The 16,431-nt window shown below is 71.5% G+C and carries 17 protein-coding genes and 1 pseudogene; 7 read left to right on the plus strand and 11 right to left on the minus strand.

Annotated features, from left to right (window positions below; all coding sequences use genetic code 11):
- Window positions 1-108: 108 nt before the first annotated feature.
- The 6 genes from ACIBCU_RS18440 to ACIBCU_RS18465 all read right to left on the minus strand — a co-directional run bounded on the left by ACIBCU_RS18440 (window position 109) and on the right by ACIBCU_RS18465 (window position 3,157).
- Window positions 109-516, minus strand: coding sequence for a rodlin (locus ACIBCU_RS18440; RefSeq protein ID WP_362939855.1), 408 nt, complete (start codon window positions 514-516; stop codon window positions 109-111).
- Window positions 517-648: 132 nt separating this feature from the next.
- A complete protein-coding gene (locus tag ACIBCU_RS18445) occupies window positions 649-852 on the minus strand; it encodes a hypothetical protein (RefSeq protein ID WP_399232419.1) in 204 nt (67 codons plus the stop codon).
- 185 nt (window positions 853-1,037) lie between these two features.
- The gene (locus ACIBCU_RS18450) at window positions 1,038-1,448 is read right to left on the minus strand and encodes a rodlin (RefSeq protein ID WP_399232421.1); all 411 of its coding nucleotides are present in this window, start codon (window positions 1,446-1,448) and stop codon (window positions 1,038-1,040) included.
- A gap of 184 nt (window positions 1,449-1,632) precedes the next feature.
- The gene (locus ACIBCU_RS18455; RefSeq protein WP_362939846.1) at window positions 1,633-1,920 is read right to left on the minus strand and encodes a hypothetical protein; all 288 of its coding nucleotides are present in this window, start codon (window positions 1,918-1,920) and stop codon (window positions 1,633-1,635) included.
- A gap of 380 nt (window positions 1,921-2,300) precedes the next feature.
- Window positions 2,301-2,534, minus strand: a complete 234-nt coding sequence (locus tag ACIBCU_RS18460; RefSeq protein WP_399232423.1) for a chaplin — start codon at window positions 2,532-2,534, stop codon at window positions 2,301-2,303.
- A gap of 221 nt (window positions 2,535-2,755) precedes the next feature.
- Window positions 2,756-3,157 (minus strand): rodlin, encoded by a 402-nt coding sequence (locus ACIBCU_RS18465; RefSeq protein WP_362939840.1) that lies wholly within the window; start codon window positions 3,155-3,157, stop codon window positions 2,756-2,758.
- Window positions 3,158-3,424: 267 nt separating this feature from the next.
- Here ACIBCU_RS18465 and ACIBCU_RS18470 point away from each other — a divergent pair, with 267 nt between their 5' ends.
- The 3 genes and pseudogenes from ACIBCU_RS18470 to ACIBCU_RS18480 all read left to right on the plus strand — a co-directional run bounded on the left by ACIBCU_RS18470 (window position 3,425) and on the right by ACIBCU_RS18480 (window position 7,602).
- Window positions 3,425-4,156: a chaplin gene (locus tag ACIBCU_RS18470; protein ID WP_399232426.1), complete on the plus strand. Its 732-nt coding sequence runs from the start codon at window positions 3,425-3,427 to the stop codon at window positions 4,154-4,156.
- A gap of 57 nt (window positions 4,157-4,213) precedes the next feature.
- Window positions 4,214-4,621, plus strand: a pseudogene (locus tag ACIBCU_RS18475) (MFS transporter); the annotation flags it as partial.
- 92 nt (window positions 4,622-4,713) lie between these two features.
- Entirely contained in the window at window positions 4,714-7,602 is a 2,889-nt protein-coding gene (locus ACIBCU_RS18480) for an FAD-binding and (Fe-S)-binding domain-containing protein (protein WP_399232427.1), read from the plus strand.
- Here the strand turns inward: ACIBCU_RS18480 and ACIBCU_RS18485 are convergent.
- The 4 genes from ACIBCU_RS18485 to ACIBCU_RS18500 all read right to left on the minus strand — a co-directional run bounded on the left by ACIBCU_RS18485 (window position 7,593) and on the right by ACIBCU_RS18500 (window position 11,779).
- Window positions 7,593-8,051, minus strand: a complete 459-nt coding sequence (locus ACIBCU_RS18485) for a MaoC family dehydratase (protein WP_399232429.1) — start codon at window positions 8,049-8,051, stop codon at window positions 7,593-7,595. The two genes, ACIBCU_RS18480 and ACIBCU_RS18485, sit on opposite strands and share 10 nt — an antisense overlap.
- A 35-nt stretch (window positions 8,052-8,086) precedes the next feature.
- Complete coding sequence (locus ACIBCU_RS18490; protein WP_362939827.1) at window positions 8,087-9,430, minus strand: MFS transporter; 1,344 nt, start codon at window positions 9,428-9,430, stop codon at window positions 8,087-8,089.
- A 116-nt stretch (window positions 9,431-9,546) separates the two neighbouring features.
- The gene (locus ACIBCU_RS18495) at window positions 9,547-10,773 is read right to left on the minus strand and encodes an acetyl-CoA C-acetyltransferase (protein WP_362939825.1); all 1,227 of its coding nucleotides are present in this window, start codon (window positions 10,771-10,773) and stop codon (window positions 9,547-9,549) included.
- 115 nt (window positions 10,774-10,888) lie between these two features.
- A complete protein-coding gene (locus tag ACIBCU_RS18500) occupies window positions 10,889-11,779 on the minus strand; it encodes a LysR family transcriptional regulator (RefSeq protein ID WP_104784572.1) in 891 nt (296 codons plus the stop codon).
- Between the two features lie 155 nt (window positions 11,780-11,934).
- On the opposite strand from ACIBCU_RS18500, the gene ACIBCU_RS18505 reads away from it, so the two are divergent.
- From ACIBCU_RS18505 to ACIBCU_RS18520, 4 genes are all read left to right on the plus strand, one after another.
- Entirely contained in the window at window positions 11,935-12,852 is a 918-nt protein-coding gene (locus ACIBCU_RS18505) for a CoA transferase subunit A (RefSeq protein ID WP_399233047.1), read from the plus strand.
- A gap of 26 nt (window positions 12,853-12,878) precedes the next feature.
- On the plus strand, window positions 12,879-13,655 hold the full coding sequence (locus ACIBCU_RS18510; RefSeq protein WP_399232431.1) for a CoA-transferase subunit beta: 777 nt from the start codon (window positions 12,879-12,881) through the stop codon (window positions 13,653-13,655).
- A 61-nt stretch (window positions 13,656-13,716) separates the two neighbouring features.
- Window positions 13,717-15,255 (plus strand): 3-hydroxyacyl-CoA dehydrogenase, encoded by a 1,539-nt coding sequence (locus ACIBCU_RS18515; RefSeq protein ID WP_362936723.1) that lies wholly within the window; start codon window positions 13,717-13,719, stop codon window positions 15,253-15,255.
- A gap of 68 nt (window positions 15,256-15,323) precedes the next feature.
- Window positions 15,324-15,719, plus strand: a complete 396-nt coding sequence (locus ACIBCU_RS18520; protein WP_399232435.1) for a VOC family protein — start codon at window positions 15,324-15,326, stop codon at window positions 15,717-15,719.
- Here the strand turns inward: ACIBCU_RS18520 and ACIBCU_RS18525 are convergent.
- Window positions 15,656-16,417, minus strand: a complete 762-nt coding sequence (locus ACIBCU_RS18525; RefSeq protein ID WP_399232437.1) for a DUF6597 domain-containing transcriptional factor — start codon at window positions 16,415-16,417, stop codon at window positions 15,656-15,658. The genes ACIBCU_RS18520 and ACIBCU_RS18525 overlap by 64 nt on opposite strands.
- Window positions 16,418-16,431 lie beyond the last annotated feature (14 nt).

A 16,431-nucleotide genomic window follows, 5' to 3' on the forward strand; every position in this document is an offset into this window, starting at 1 on the left:
CACACGACGATGCCCACCACCCCCCGTGGAGTGGTGGGCATCGTCGTGACACGCTGCCTCACCAGGCGGGTGCGCACGGTCCATGGCCGTACGCACCGGGCCGTGACGTCAGTGGTTGGCGACGCCGTTGCCGGAGAGCACCGGGATGTCCGACAGGATGTGCGACAGCGGCTCGTCACCCTTGGCCTGGGTGGAGTTGTCCGTGCACTGCTGGTTCTGCGGGGAGGACAGGACGTTGAGGTCCTGGACCGCGATCGGAGTGGCACCGGCAAGCGTAGCCACGTTTGCCTTGACCGGCAGGGCGATGCAGGGCTTGTTCAGCGAGCCCTGGACGAGGCTGAGCTGCGGGCTCTGGTCGCCCTTGGTCGTGGAGTTGCCGAACACCGACTCGGCGCCGTTGCCGTTCACCACGGTCGTCCCGTGGTCGTTGCCGATGGCCATGGCGGCGGGGGCCGCAGCGGCGGAGACACCGATCAGGGAAACGGCCGCGGCAGCGCCGGCCAGGATCTTCTTCATCAAGCTGTACCTTTCCTCGTGATCCCGTTGTGGGACGTACTGATAACCGAAAGCGGACGACGAAGTTCCGCTACACCACTCAATCGGGTCCGACGCGGCGCGAGGTCGACATAGCGCCGCCGGGAGCTTGGCTCAGCACCCGCCGTCCGTACCGTCCGCCGTGCGGGCCGCCGGAACGAAGACACCGGCCCGCTCCAGGTCCGGCGCCCGGGGCGCCTTCTGCCCGACGTCCCGGCCCGCCTCGTGCCATTCGGCGAGCAGCCGGTCGTAGATCGGGGTGGAGCGGTTCGGCGGCCCGTCGGCGTTCCGGCGGGACTGACTGTCGTACTGGTCCATGAGGGGGCCCTACCCGACCGGCGCGGACGAGTCGGCCTGCGGTGCGGCAAACGGGCCAATCTCCGCACTATCGGGCTACCCGACCGGCCCGGGGCACACGGAAAAGGGCCGGTCCGCCCCAGCTGCCGCTCCCCCGGGAGAGCAGTCACCGCGCCGACGGACCGGCCCCGTCGCACCGCGCGAGGTCAGCGGTTGCCCGCGCCGTTCGCCGACAGGATCGGGATGTCGTTGAGGATGTGCGACAGCGCCTCGTCACCCTTCGCCTGGGTGGAGTTCTCCGTGCACTGCTGGTTCTGCGGGGAGGACAGGACGTTCATGTCCTGGAGCGAGATCGGCGCGAGTCCGAGGAGCGTACCGATGTTGGCCTTCGCCGGCAGGGCGATGCAGGGCTTGTTGAACGAGCCCTGAATCAGGCCGATCTGGGGGCTCATGTCACCCGTGGTGCTGCTGTTGCCGTAGTACTGCGCGGCACCGTTGCCGTTGACCGCGGTGGTGCCGTGGTCGTTGCCGGTCGCCATGGCGGCGGGAGCCGCGGCAGCCGAGATGCCCGCGACGGAGGCTGCGACCGCAGCCGACGCCAGAACCTTCTTGATCATGAAATCGCCCTTCTGGATTTTCTGTTGCCCGCCTGTCCGGAGCATTCTGAACAACTCGTTCCGGCGGGCTCGGTTGCGCCAATTCACTCGAACGGTGCGTATGTCTCCGGTCGGCCATGGAATGCGCCGGACCGGGCACCGGAGAAAATGCGCTGAATGGAGAACACTTCCGCGGTGCGGCGGATCAGCCGCCGACCGGCAGGCCGCCGATCAGGGGGGCGGCCCCGGCCGCCACACCGGTCGCCTCGCCCGCCAGCTTGCTCACCGTGCCGTCCTCGTGAACCTTCTTGGTCGCACTGCCGACCGTGTCGACCACGGGGTCGATGATCTGCGGAGTGCTGGCCATGAGGTGGTTCACACCGGTGGTGAGGCTGAGCGTGGGGGACGTGGCAGGAGCAGCGAAGGCGGGCGCAGCCGTTCCGAGAGCGACCACGGAACCGGCAACGAACGCGGCGGTCTTCGCGTACTTCACTTTCGAATTCCCTTCTGCAGCGGCGTGGGTTTCGGTCGCGTTCCCGCGCCGCACAAGCTTTCTTCGCCTGTGACTTCCACCGCTTCCACCAGGCCTAACGAGCCGTACGCGAACCGGCAACTGCACAAGGGCGGCTTTTTACCGCGGAGCTCTTCCCCATGTCCACCGGCTCTCCCTCTCCCGGACTTCTCCCGGCCCCCGTCCCGCAATTCCCGGGACATCCCCCGGGCCTTTCCGTGAGTCCTCCCCGGTCCCTTCACGGACCCCCTGCCCGGCGCCCCGCGTCGCGTGCGCGGAGCCGCACGCGACAGGAAGGCCCCGGACCACAGGGTGCGGTCCGGGGCCTTCCGGTGATGAGCGATCAGCTCCGGGTCAGTGGATCAGCGGTTGACGCAGACGTTGCCGAAGGCCGGGCTCAGCAGGCCGAAGCTGTGCAGGGTGTTGCCGCAGAAGTTGACCTGGTGGTGGATCGGAATCTGCACGACGTTGCCGGACAGGAAGCCCGGGGAACCTACGGCAACGGCCCCGGCGCCGGCGTCAGCCATGGCCGGGGCAGCGGCGCCGAGCGCCATGAGGGTTCCGGCGGCGACGGCGGCAACCTTGGTGTACTTCACTTTCATCCCTTTCTGCAGCGGAGTCCTGGGCGGGCACGTCTTTCGTGCCGCACGAGCGATTACGTGAATGCGCTCGTAACTCCGGAGCTGTAATCCGTAACAATTGGCGGGCGACATCGAAATACTATGGGAGCCGTTTCGCGGAAAACCGCCCGAATGCTGCAGGCCCGGGCCGCACGATGGAGGAGTGTCGGCGGCCCGGGCCGGTCGTTGAGGCTCGGTCAGCCGTTGTCGGCACCGTTGCCTGAGAGAACCGGAATGTCCGACAGGATGTGCGACAGCGGCTCGTCGCCCTTGGCCTGGGTGGAGTTGTCCGTGCACTGCTGGTTCTGCGGGGAGGACAGGACGTTGAGGTCCTGGACCGCGATCGGAGTGCCACCGGCAAGCGTAGCCACGTTGCCCTTGACCGGCAGGGCGATGCAAGGCTTGTTCAGCGAGCCCTGGACAAGGCTGAGCTGCGGGCTCATGTCGCCCTTGGTCGCGGAGTTTCCGAACTCCGACTCGGCACCGTTGCCGTTGACCACCGTGGTGCCCGTGTCGTCGCCGATGGCCATGGCGCTCGTTGCCGTGAGCCCGAGGATGGAGGCGGCGACGGCGCCCGTGGCCAGAACCTTCTTGATCACGATGAACCCTTCTTGTACCGAGTGCCCCGCAGCGGAGCGCCCTGATCAACTCGCCTCCGGGCGGTTGGTTCCGCCCGTTCACCCGAATGCCAGGAATCCATCTGTCAAGCGAACACCCGCGCACAACCCTTTCGAGTGGTTACAAGATTTCCACGGTTCTCCGAGTTTCCCCCGCAACCCCCAGGTCGTTAGGAAGTCGTCCGCGTAGCCGGAATGACTCCCTATCGGGGTCACCGCCCACGCGAATTTCCCGGAGAAGGGCATGTAATGCGACAGGTTCTGAATAAAAGCATGATCGTCATGGCGGCTGCGTCGGGCATCCTGACCGCCGCCGGGGGTTACGCACACGCCGACGCCTCGGCCGACGGAGTCGCCGCGGGTTCGCCCGGTGTCGGCTCGGGCAACGCCGTTCAGGTCCCGGTGCACGTCCCGGTCAACCTCTGCGGCAACACCGTCGACGTGATCGGTCTGCTGAACCCTGCCTTCGGCAACACCTGCGCGAACGTGGACTCCGGCAAGGACCACGACGACGCGGGGTCCGGCGCGAGCGCCGAGGGCGCGGCCACCGGCTCGCCGGGGGTCCTGTCGGGCAACCTCGCCCAGGTTCCGGTCGAGGTCCCGGTGAACGCCTGCGGCAACAGCGTCGACGCCGCGGGTCTGCTGAACCCCGTCTTCGGCAACAGCTGCGTCAACGAGAGCGGCCACGGGCACGGGCACGAGCACCCGCCGGTCGAGCCGCCGGTGGACGAGCCGCCGACCTCGAAGCCGCCGGTGGACGAGCCGCCCACCTCCAAGCCCCCCGTGGACGAGCCCCCGGTCTCGAAGCCGCCGGTGGACGAGCCGCCGGCCGCCCAGCCGCCGGCCGGCCACCACAGCCCGAACACCCCCGACACCCAGCTCGCCGAGACCGGTGCGGCCGGCATCGGCATGGCCGCCGGCGCGAGCGCCGCACTGCTTCTCGGCGGAGCGGTCCTGATGCGCCGCACCCGCCGCAACTGACACAGGACACGTAGGGGCCGGTCCGGCAGCTCGGCTGCGGGACCGGCCCTTCGCCGTGCGGGCGGCCTGCCCCGCAGGGTTGCGGCGTACGCGCTGACGCTGCTGGCCGCGCCGGCCTTCGTCTGCCCGGTCTTCGCGGTGCAGGACGACCTGCTGGTGCTCGGAGGCCACTTCCCGACCGCGAACCGTGGGGCCGCGCTGGGCTTCACGTACAACGTGGGGGCGCTCGGCGGGGCCGTCGCGCCGGTCCTCGGCGCGCACCTGGCGTCGGGGATGGACCTGGGGCAGGCCCTGGCGGTGCTGACCTTCGCGGGGACGGTGATCGTGGTGCTGCTGGTCGGCTTCGACATACCCGCCCGGCTGAACCGGCTGACGGACCCCGACGCGCCGAGGGACCATCTGGCCGCGCCCACCGAGGCGGTAGGGACCGAGCGGAAGGACCCGGTGGGCCGGGACGTGGCCTGAGCTCTTCCCCACGCGGTTCCGGTCCACCGGTTTCTCCTTCCCCTATGCTCTGGCCATCGCGTTCACCACGAGCAAGCCCGGAACCGTCGGAAGTGGCCTTGTCGACGACTGAGCCCCGCCCATCCCGTCTCGGCGCAGCGGTCCGCACCGACCTGCGCCGAGCGGGCGTCCGCGACGTCCTCACCGACACGACGTCGCGGGCCACCCACTCCACCGACGCCTCCCTCTACCGTGTGCCGCCGCTCGTCGTCGTCCGGCCCCGTTCGGCCGAGGAGGCCGCCGCGACGCTGGAGGTCTGCCGGCGGCGGGGGGTCGCCCTCACCTCACGGGGCGCGGGGACCTCGGTGGCGGGAAACTCCATCGGGCCGGGCGTCGTCATGGACTTCAGCCGCCACATGAACCGCGTACTGGAGATCGACCCGGCCACCAGGTCCGCGACCGTCGAACCTGGCACGGTGCACGCCACCCTGCAGAGGGCCGCTGCCGGTCACGGTCTGCGCTTCGGCCCCGACCCGTCCACCCACACCCGCTGCACGATCGGCGGGATGATCGGGAACAACGCGTGTGGCTCCCGGACGCTGGCGTACGGCCGGACGTCCGACAACGTCCTCGGGCTCACCGTGCTGACGGGCACCGGCAGCGCACTCGCCCTCACCTCGCCGCCCGGCCGGATGCCCGGGAGTACGCAGCTGGCCGCGCTGCGGAGCATCGTCGGCGCGGGCCTGGCCACCATCCGGACCGAGTTCGGCACGTTCGGCCGCCAGGTGTCCGGGTACGCGCTGGAGCACCTCCTGCCGGAGAACCGCTTCGACGTCGCCCGGTTCCTCGTCGGCAGCGAAGGAACGCTGGCCGTGTCCACACAGGCCACCGTCCGCCTGGTCACCGACCCCCTCCACCGCGTTCTCGTGGTCCTCGGCTACCCGGACATCGCCACGGCGGCGGACCACGCGCCCGCGGCGGTGGCACACCGGCCGACGGCGTGCGAGGCGATCGACTCACGCATCGTCGACGTGGTCCGGGCGCGCCACGGAGCCGGTGCCGTGCCTCCGCTGCCGGCGGGCGGGGCGTGGCTGTTCGTCGAGGTGTCGGGCGACTCCCTCGGCGAACTCACCGACAGGGCCCGCGCGGTGGGCCGGGAATGCGGGGCGCAGGACAGCCTGGTCGTCTCCGACCCCGCCCGGGCGGCGGCGCTCTGGCGCATCCGTGAGGACGGTGCGGGCCTGTCGGGACGCAGCCCGGCGGGCCTTCCGGCGCATGCCGGGTGGGAGGACTCGGCAGTCCCCCCTGCGGCACTCGGCGGCTATCTGCGCGACTTCGAGCGGCTGATGGACCGGTTCGGCGTCACCGGGCTGCCTTACGGCCACTTCGGCGACGGCTGTCTCCACATCCGGCTGGACCTGCCTCTCGACAGACCCGGGGGCAGCGCCGTTCTTCGCGCGTTCCTCGGCGAGGCCGCCGAACTCGTCGCCGGGTACGGCGGCTCGCTCTCCGGTGAGCACGGGGACGGGCGGGCCAGGAGCGAACTGCTGTCCGCCATGTACTCGCCCGAGGCCCTGGAGCTGTTCGCCGGCGTCAAGGCCGTGTTCGACCCCGACAACATCCTGAACCCCGGTGTCCTCGTCGATCCCCGGCCCGTCGACGCCGACCTGCGCTTCCCCGCCGCGCGACGGGTGAGTCGCCGGCTCGCCCTGCTGTACGAGGAGGACGGCGGCGACTTCACCCAGGCGGTGCACCGCTGCACGGGCGTCGGCAAGTGCCGGGCGGACAACACCTCCGCCGGGGGTGTGATGTGCCCGTCGTACCTGGCGACGAAGGAGGAGAAGGACTCCACCCGCGGCCGGGCCCGGGTTCTCCAGGAAATGGTCAACGGGACGCTGGTCGGATCGGGTTGGCGGTCGCCGGAGGTCCATGAGGCCCTCGACCTGTGTCTGTCGTGCAAGGGCTGCCTCTCGGACTGCCCCACGGGCGTGGACATGGCCGCGTACAAGTCCGAAGTGCTCCACCAGAGCTACCGGCACCGGATCCGCCCCGCCATCCACTACTCCCTGGGGCGGCTTCCTCGTTGGGCGCGCCTCGCCGCTCACGCCCCCGGCCTGGTCAACCGGGTGGCACGGCTTCCCGGCATCGCCCCGCTCGCGCTGGCGGCGGCCGGCGTGGACGGCCGGCGGACCGTGCCGTCGTTCCCGCGCGAGACCTTCCGGAAGTGGTTCGAGCGGACCCGGCCCGGGCGCGACGCCGGCGGCAGACCCGTGCTGCTCTTCGTGGACTCCTTCACCGACCACTTCTCCCCCGGAGTGGGCGTCGCCACCGTCCGTGTCCTGGAGGACGCCGGGTACCGGCCGCAGATCACCCGGGAACAGCTCTGCTGCGGTCTCACCTGGATCTCCACGGGGCAGCTCGACACCGCACGCAGACTCCTCGGAAGGACGGTCGACGTCCTGGGGGCCGCGGCGGCCCCGGGCACGCCCATCGTCGGCATGGAGCCGTCGTGCACCGCCTCGATCCGCTCGGACTCCCTGGAGCTCCTGGGCCGGGACAGGGCCCGGCCGGTCGCCGAAGCCACCCGCACCCTCGCCGAACTGCTGGCCGCCACCCCGGCCTGGGCGCCCCCGGATCTGGGCGGACGCGAGGTCGTCGCCCAGCCCCACTGCCACCACCACGCGGTGATGGGATGGGACACCGACGCGGAGCTCCTGGAGTCCGCGGGTGCCAGGGTCCGGCGCCTGGGCGGATGCTGCGGGCTGGCCGGCAACTTCGGTGCCGAGAAGGGCCATTACGAGGTGTCCGTCGCGGTGGCCGAGCACCAGCTCCTGCCCGCCCTGCGCGGTGCGCGGGAGGGCACGGCCGTCCTCGCCGACGGTTACTCCTGCCGGACCCAGATCGCCGATCTGACCGGCCGGACCGGTCTGCACCTGGCCGAGCTCCTCGCGCGCGAACTCCCCCGGGCCGCCCCTGACGGGACGTACGGCCGTCAGGGGTAGTAGTGCGTCAGCGACTCCGCGACGCAGGCCGGCTTCTGCGACCCTTCGAGCTCGAAGGTGAAGGCCCGGGTCATCTGCACGCCGCCCCGCGCGACCTCCGTGACCTCCGCGACGGACGCGTGCAGCCGTACGCGGCTGCCGACGGGGACGGGCGCCGGGTACCTGACCCGGTTGACCCCGTAGTTGAGCGCGCGTCCCACGCCATGGACCTGGAGCAGCTCGCCGAGCATCGGGATGCCCCAGCTGAGCACCATGTAGCCGTGGGCGATGGTGCGCCCGTACGGGCCGGCGGCGGCGCGTTCCACGTCGGTGTGGATCCACTGGTGGTCCCCCGAGACGTAGGCGTAGGCGTCGATCAGCTCCTGGGTGACCTCCTTCCACTCCGAGTGCCCGAGGTCGCGCCCGCCGAGGGCGAGGATCTCCGGGACGCCGTTGACGGTCAGGGGCATCGGTGGTGCTCCGTTCTGCTCGTACGGGGGTGTGGTCAGGCGGTGACGGGCGCGGTGCGGGGCGTGGCGACGGGCTCCGCGGCCTGCTCGTCGTGGTTGGGGCGCTTGAGCAGGAGGAGCATGCAGCCCAGGGTCAGCGCCACCTGGAAGACGGCGTACGCGATGACGGCGGTGATCGAGCCGGTGCGGTTGAGCAGGAACTGGCCGATGATCGGGGTCGTGCCGCCGAGCAGGGTGCCGCAGAGCTGGTAGCAGAGCGAGATGCCGGTGTAGCGCAGGTGGGCCGGGAAGCGGCTGGCGAGCATGCCGGCGAGGGCCGCGTAGTAGAGGCAGTGCGGGATCGTGGCGACGGCGACGCCGAGCATCGCGAGGCCGTAGTTCTCGGTGCTGATGAGGAGGAACATCACCGGCATCAGGATCAGCTCGGGAAGCAGCATCACGGTCACCGCGCGGGACCAGCTCTTCATCCGGGTGGCGATGAGGGCGCCGAAGGGCTGGACGATGATCTGGGTGATGTTGGCGACGAGGATGATCGTCAGGAACGAGCTGCGGTCGAAGTCGAGGGACGTGGTTGCCCAGGACAGGGCGAACGTCGACTTGAAGTACGTCGCCGAGAGGCCGATGGTGCAGGCGCCGATGCCGAGGACGATCAGCATGGGGTGGCTGCGCAGGACCTCGGTCAGCGGGAGCTTGACGACTTCCTTCTTCTCGATGAGCTTGGCCATCGCCGGGGACTCGGTGACCTTCAGGCGGACCAGCAGGCCCACCATGACGAGTGCGGCGGAGGCGAGGAACGGCACCCGCCAGCCCCAGGAGACGAAGGCGTCGTCGGGCAGCTGGCTGATGGCGAGGAAGCTCACGGTGGAGAGGGTGTTGCCGACGGGCGAACCCTGCTGGGCGAACGCCCCGTACAGCACGGACTTGCCCTTGGGCGCGTGCTCGGAGGCGATCAGGACGGAGCCGCCCCACTCCCCGCCGAGGCCGATGCCCTGGATCATGCGGATGCAGACCAGCAGGATCGGGGCGGCGATGCCGATGGAGGCGTAGCCGGGCAGCAGACCGATCGCGGTGGTCGAGACGCCCATCATCAGCAGGGTGATGACGAGGGTCTTCTTCCGGCCGAGCTTGTCGCCGTAGTGGCCGAAGATGATGCCGCCGAGGGGACGGGCGAGGAAGCCGACCCAGAAGGTGGCGAAGGCGACCAGGGTGCCTATGGAACCTTCGAGTTCGGGGAAGAACACCTTGTCGAAGACGAGCGCTGCCGCGGTTCCGTAGATGTAGAAGTCGAACCACTCGATGGTGGAGCCGATGAAGGCTCCGAACCCTGCGCGGTTGGCGGCTTTCGTTCGCTCGCGTGCGGTTGCGGTGTTCGCACTCATGGTGGCTCCCGTGAACATCGTTGATCAAGCGGATGAGGGCACGGCTGACCCGGCGTCGCCCGAGACGCCCTGGGTCGCGTGGTGGAGAGGGGACGGAGAAAGGGAACGGGGAGGGGTCAGGCGGCGATGCGTTCGAAGACCGCGGCGAGGCCCTGGCCGCCGCCGATGCACATGGTCTCCAGGCCGTAGCGTGCCTCGCTGCGGTGCATCTCCCGGCTGAGCGTGGCGAGGATGCGGGCGCCGGTGGCGCCCACCGGGTGGCCGAGAGAGACGCCGGACCCGTTGACGTTGACGCGCTGCTCGTGGTCCTTCTCGCCGAGTCCCAGCTCCCGGGTGCAGGCCAGGACCTGGGCGGCGAACGCCTCGTTGATCTCGATCAGGTCGAGGTCGGCGAGGGTGAGACCGGCACGGCCGAGGGCCGCGCGGGTGGCCGGGACGGGGCCGATGCCCATCGTCGCGGCGGGGACACCCGCGCGGGCGAAGGAGACCAGACGGACGAGCGGGGTGAGCCCGAGCCGTTCGGCGGTGGCGGCGCTGGTGACCAGGCAGGCCGCGGCCGCGTCGTTCTGTCCGCTCGCGTTGCCCGCGGTGACGGTGGCCTCCGGGTCGGCCTTGGACATGATCGGGCGCAGCGCGGCGAGCTGCTCGGCGGTGGTGTCGGGGCGGGGGTGCTCGTCGGCGGTGACGACCGTCTCGCCCTTCCTCGTGCGTACGGTCACGGGGACGGTCTCCGCGTCGTAGCGCCCCTCCTGCGCGGCGCGGGCGGCGCGGGCCTGCGAGCGCAGGGCGAGGGCGTCCTGGTCGGCCCGGCTGATCCCGTACGCGCGGCGCAGGTTCTCGGCGGTCTCGATCATGCCGCCGGGCACGGGGTGGTGGACGCCGCCGGCGGTGACCCGGCCCCGGGCCAGGGAGTCGTGGAGCTGGAGGCCGGGGCCCTTGATGCCCCAGCGTCCGTCGTGCGTGTAGTAGGGGGCGGCGCTCATGACATCGACGCCGCCCGCGACGACGACGTCGCTGAAGCCGGCCCGGATCTGCATGGCCGCGTCGAGGACGGCCTGCAGCCCGGAGCCGCAGCGACGGTCGATCTGGGCGCCGGTGACGGTGTCGGGGAGTCCGGCGTCCAGGGCGGCGACGCGGCCGATGGCGGGGGCCTCGGACGAGGGGTAGGCGTGTCCGAGGATCACCTCGTCCACCCGGTCCGGGTCGATGCCCGTACGGGCGACGACCTCGGCGATGACGCGTGCGGCGAGCGCGGCGGGCGTCTGCTGGGCGAAGGCTCCGCCGAACCGCCCGATGGGGGTGCGCAGCGGTTCGCAGATGACGACATCGGTCTGGTCGGGCACGGCGGAACACCTTTCGGCGGCTCGGGTGTGTGGGGTGACCTTCGCACTGGACCACTGAGTCGGTCCAATATCGAGTTACCGCACATTCAAGACGCCACGCGTCTCAATCAGACCTTCAGGGCGTGGGCAGGGCCTCCTCGGCGACCGCGAGCACCGCTCGGAGCGCGGCCGAGGGGTTGTCCGTGCGCCAGGCCAGCGCCGCCTGACGCCGGACAGGCGGGCCGGCGAGGGACCGGTAGACCAGCCCGTTCTGCTGGATGTGGCGGACGGAGGAGACCGTGAGCGTGACGCCGACGCCCGCAGCGACGAGGGCCAGGATCGTGTACGAGTCGGGGGCCTCCTGCACCACGCGCGGGTTGAAACCGGTGGCCTCGCAGACCTGCACCATCGCGTCGCGCACCGTGGAGCCGGCGTTCGCGGGGAAGGAGACGAAGGGTTCGTCGGCGAGGATTCCGATCGGGATGCTCTCCAGGCGGGCGAGCGGGTGGTCGGAGGGCAGCGCGCAGAGCAGCTCCTCCTCGTCGATCACCCGGTAGGCCACCCCGGGCTGAGTGACCGGCAGCCGGACGAATCCCAGGTCGAGGGAGCCGTCGGCGACCCGGGACAGGGCGACGTTGGCGTAGGTCTGGCCCTTCATGGCCAGCTCGATCCCGGGATGGGCGGCCCGTACGGCCCGGGTCAGCAGGGGCAGCGTCTCGTGGCTCGACGCTCCCGCGAAGCCGATGGTGACCCGGCCGTACTCCCCGCGCCCTGCGGCCTTCGCGGCGCGTACCGCGATGTCGAGGTCGTCGAGCACGGTCCGTACGGGTTCGAGGAAGGACTCCCCCGCGCTGGTGAGCCTCACCGAGCGGGTGTTGCGCTCGAAGAGCTGGACGCCGAGCTCCTTCTCCAGCTGCCGGATCTGCTGGCTGAGCGGGGGCTGCGCCATCTGGAGCCGCTTGGCGGCGCGGCCGAAGTGCAGCTCCTCGGCGACGGCGGTGAACGCGGTCAGATGACGCAGTTCCATCGAGGCTTCCATTCATTAACCATGAGTCTTGATCCGACCTTAATTTGGTATTGGACAGCAATCAATGGCCGCTGACACGGTGAGGGCGACCAGCACGCACTCGCCCGAGGAGCACCGTGGAGCGGACGGATACGGCCGACGGGGCCGGCAAAGTCATGTCGATGAAGGAGGCCGTCGCCTCCTTCGTGCACGACGGGGCCACCGTCAGCCTCGAAGGGTTCACCCATCTCGTGCCCACCGCCGCCGGGCACGAGATCATCCGGCAGGGCCGCAAGGACCTCACCGTCGTACGGATGACGGCGGACATCGTGGTGGACCAGATGATCGCGGCGGGCTGCGTCTCGCGGCTGGTCTCCTCTTTCGTGGGCAACTCCTCCGCCGGTTCGCTCGGCGAGCTGCGGCGCAGGATCGAGCGCGCCGACCCGGCTCCGCTGGCCTTCGAGGAGTACAGCCACTACGGGATGGTCTGCCGCTACCTCGCGGGCTCCCAGCGGCTGCCGTTCTATCCGCTGCGCAGCTACGGCGGCAGCGATCTGCCGTCCGTCAACGGCGATCTGCGCAAGGTGACGTCGCCCTACCCCGGGCCCGGCGGGGAGCCGGAGCAGATCTACGTCGTGCCACCCGTGAACCCGGACGTGACGATCATCCACGCACAACGGGCCGACCGCCGGGGCAACACCCAGATCTGGGGGCTGACCGGCATCCAGGCCGAGGCGGTGTACGCCGCGGACAAGGCGATCGTCGTCGTCGAGGAGATCGTCGGGGACGAGGTGGTCCGCTCGGACCCCAACCGCACACTCGTCCCGTCCCACGCCGTGGACGCCGTCGTCGTCTGCCCGCGCGGCGCGCACCCGTCCTTCGCGCAGGGGTACTACGACCGCGACAACGCCTTCTACCGGGCCTGGTCGCACATCAGCAAGGACCCGGAGCGGCTGCGGGCGTGGCTGGCAGAGTGGGTGTACGGAACGGCGGACCACGCCGAGTACGTCGACAAGCTGGGCGAGGACTTCTGGGCGGGGCTCGCGGTGGGCGAGGCGCTCAGCGAACCGGTGAACTACGGGCGGCGGCTGTGAGCGCGCCGCAGGGGAAGGAACGGACCATGACCACCACCGCACCGGGGACCGTCACCTCGTCCGAGTTGCTCTCCGTCGTCGCCTCCCGCGAACTGGCCTCCCGCCGCACGGTGTTCGCCGGCATCGGGCTGCCGACGCTCGCCACCGAGCTCGCCCGTCTGACCGTCGCGCCGCACATCGAGGTCGTGTACGAGTCCGGGGTCTGCGGGGCGCACCCCTCGCATCTGCCGGAGACCATCGCCGACGCGGTACTCATCTCGGGCGCGGAGGCCGTGCTGTCGATGCCGGCGCTCTTCGGCTGCGTGCTCCAGGGCGGCCACATCGACGTGGGCTTCCTCGGCGCGGCACAGATCGACCGGTGGGGCAACCTCAACGCCTCCGTCATCGGCGACTGGGACAGTCCCACGGTGCGGCTCCCCGGTTCCGGCGGCGCGATCGAGGTGATGGCCAACTCCCACGAGGTGTTCGTGGTGATGCGCCGTCACAACCCGCGCTCCTTCACCGGGACCCTGGACTTCTGCACCACCCCGGGACCGGACCGCGCGCTCGCCGACGGGATCAGGCCGCTGGGCGCGGGAGTCACCCGGGTCATCACCGAACTGGGCATCCTGGCACGCGAGGGTGTCGGCGAGGAGCTGAAGCTGATCGCGGTCCACCCGGGTGTCACGGTCGAGCAGGTCCGGGAGGCGACCGGCTGGGACCTGAAGGTGTCCGACGCGGTCGGCACCGTGCCGCCGCCGACCGCCGCGGAGCTGCGGCTCCTCCGGGAGGACGTCGACCCCGGCCGCGTCTATCTTCGCTGAGGGCACCCTCGATTCCGGGGAGCACTTCCCCGATCCCCACCCCGAGAGGACCGTAACTGCCATGCGTATCAGGATCGTCGGCGCCGGAGCCATGGGACGCGGTATCGCCCAGTGGGCGGCGGCCGGCGGACACACCGTAGAGCTCTGCGACGTCCGGACCGAGGCGGTGACGGCGGCGGTCGGCTTCGTCCGGTCCATGCTGGAGCGCGCGGTGGACAAGGGGCGGATGTCCGCCGGGGACCGGGACGCGGCCCTGGAGCGGCTGGTCCCGCTGGACGACCCGTGGGCACCCGGCCCGGAGGTCGGGCTGGTCATCGAGGCCGTACGGGAGGACCTGGACACCAAGGCCGAGGTCTTCGGGAAGCTGGAGCAGGTCCTGCCGGAGTCGGCGGTCTTCGCGACCAACACCTCGTCCCTGTCGGTGACCCGGATCGCCGCGTCGCTCCGGGATCCGGGGCGGCTCGCGGGGCTGCACTTCTTCAACCCCGTGCCGCTGATGAGGATCGTCGAGGTCGTGCCGGGCGCCGCCACCCGTCCGGGGATCCCGGCGGTTCTCACGGAGCTGGTCGAGAGCTGCGGCCACCGCGCGGTCACCGTCGCCGACACCCCCGGCTTCCTGGTCAACCACGCGGGCCGGGGGCTGGTGACCGAGGCCCTGGCGCTGCTGGAGGAGTCCGTCGCCGACCCTGCCGGCATCGACCGGATCGCCCGGGACGTCCTGGGGCTGCGCATGGGCCCCTTCGAGCTGATGGATCTCACCGGCCTCGACGTCACGGCTGCCGTGATCGACTCGATCTGGCAGGGCTTCCGTCACGAGGACCGGCTCCGCCCCTCCTACCTGACGCCGAACCGGGTGACCGCGGGCCTGCACGGCCGCAAGACCGGGCAGGGCTGGTTCGCGTACGGTCCCGAGGCGTCCGCCCCCGCCCCGGAGGCGCCGGTGACGGGTGACGCGGACCGGCCGGTGTTCGTCGCGGGCGGCGAGGGCGCAGAGGACACGGCAGCCCTGCGGTCCGCGCTGTCCGCCGCGGGAGCGACGGTCGAGAGCGGTGCCGAGCCCTCCGACCGCGCCCTCGTCCTCGTCCCGGTCTGGGGTACCACGGTGGCGGCCTCCGTCGCCTCGCTGGGACTCCCCGTCGCACGCACCTTCGGCGTCGACCCGCTGGCCCCGGCGGGCCGCCGGCGGGTACTCGCGGTGACGCCCGCGGCCGACCCGGCCGCCGCGCGGGACGCCCGCGCCGTCCTGGCCCGCGCGGCGGACGGCGAGGACCCCTGGGCCGTGTCGGTGGTGCGGGACACCGCGGGCTCGGTGGCGCAGCGGCTGCTCGCGTCGATGGTCTCGGTCGCCGCATCGATCGCGGAACGCTCGCTGGCCACCCCGGCGGACATCGACCTCGCCGTCACGACGGGCCTCGGGTACCCGGCGGGGCCGCTGGCCTGGGGCGACCGGGTCGGCGCCGCGCGGATGCTGGAGCTGCAGCGGTCCCTGCACGCCACGACCGGCGACCCGCGTCACCGGCCGACCCGCTGGCTCACCGAGCGCGCTCAGCTGGGGCTGGCGCTGACGGACCCCGGCACCTCGCCGGCCGACTGCGCCTGAGCCGTACGCCGGGAGCCGTGACCGTTTCGTACAAGACCTGCTCACGGCCCCCGCCGTACGGTCGTTCCATGACTCCACGACTCGACGCGATCTCCGTCATCACCGCCGACATGGCCGCATCGCTCGCCTTCTACCGAAGGCTCGGGCTCGACATCCCCGCCGGGGCCGAATCGGCACCCCATGTCGAAGTGACCCTTCCGGGCGGGCAGCGCCTGCTGTGGGACACCGAGGACGTCATCCGCTCGTTCGACCCCGGCTGGACGGCTCCGAAGGGCGGTGAGCGCCTCGGGCTCGCCTTCCTCTGCGACAGCCCGGCGGAGGTGGACGCGGTGTACGCCGGACTGACCGCCGCCGGTTACGAGGGCGGTCTGGAGCCCTGGGACGCCGTCTGGGGCCAGCGTTACGCGGTCGTCCTCGACCCGGACGGCTGCGGGGTCTCGCTGTTCGCCGCCAACCCCTCGTGACCCGTCACGGCCAGATAGCCGCCGAGGGTCGTCCCGGCCAGGTCCCGCATCTCCCGGGCCAGGTGCGCCTGGTCCGTACAGCCCGCGGCGCACGCGGCCTCGGCGTACGGCGTTCCCGCCCGTACGAGGTCCAGGGCGCGCTGCAGCCTGAGGACCCTGGCCAGCGTCTTGGGGCCGTAGCCGAACGCGGCCAGCGAGCGCCGGTGCAGCTGGCGGGCGCCGAGCCCGACCTCCCGCGCGGTGGCGGCGACGGAACGCCCCTGCCGCAGCTGTGCGGCGACTGCCGCCGTGAGCGGGTCCGGGGGCTCGGTGCCGGCTGCCCGGCGCAGGGCGATGTCCTCCAGCGCGGCGGCCGGGTCGTCGGCCTCGCCGGTCCGCTCGGTGAGCCCGCGGACCTCGGGGCCCGGCCAGAGGGCGTCGAGCGCGACCCGCCGGTCGCGCAGCTCGTGCGCGGGGACGCCCAGGAGCGCGGGTGCCGTGCCGGGGGCGAAGCGGATGCCCGCGCAGCTGCCGGAGAGCGCCGCGGCGGGGGTGAAGGCGTGGGTGTCGGGGCCTGCCACCAGCAGCCGCCCGCCGGCCCACAGCAGGTCCATGCAGCCGTCGGGCAGGACGGGCCGTGAGGGTTCGCGCGGCCCGGACCAGGTCCAGAGGACCGCGCCGCCGAAGCGCGATGCCCGCTCCTCGTACCGTGCGCCCATGTCACCAGGCTATC

It is taken from the genome of Streptomyces sp. NPDC051064 (assembly GCF_044455985.1).
Lineage (GTDB): Bacteria > Actinomycetota > Actinomycetes > Streptomycetales > Streptomycetaceae > Streptomyces.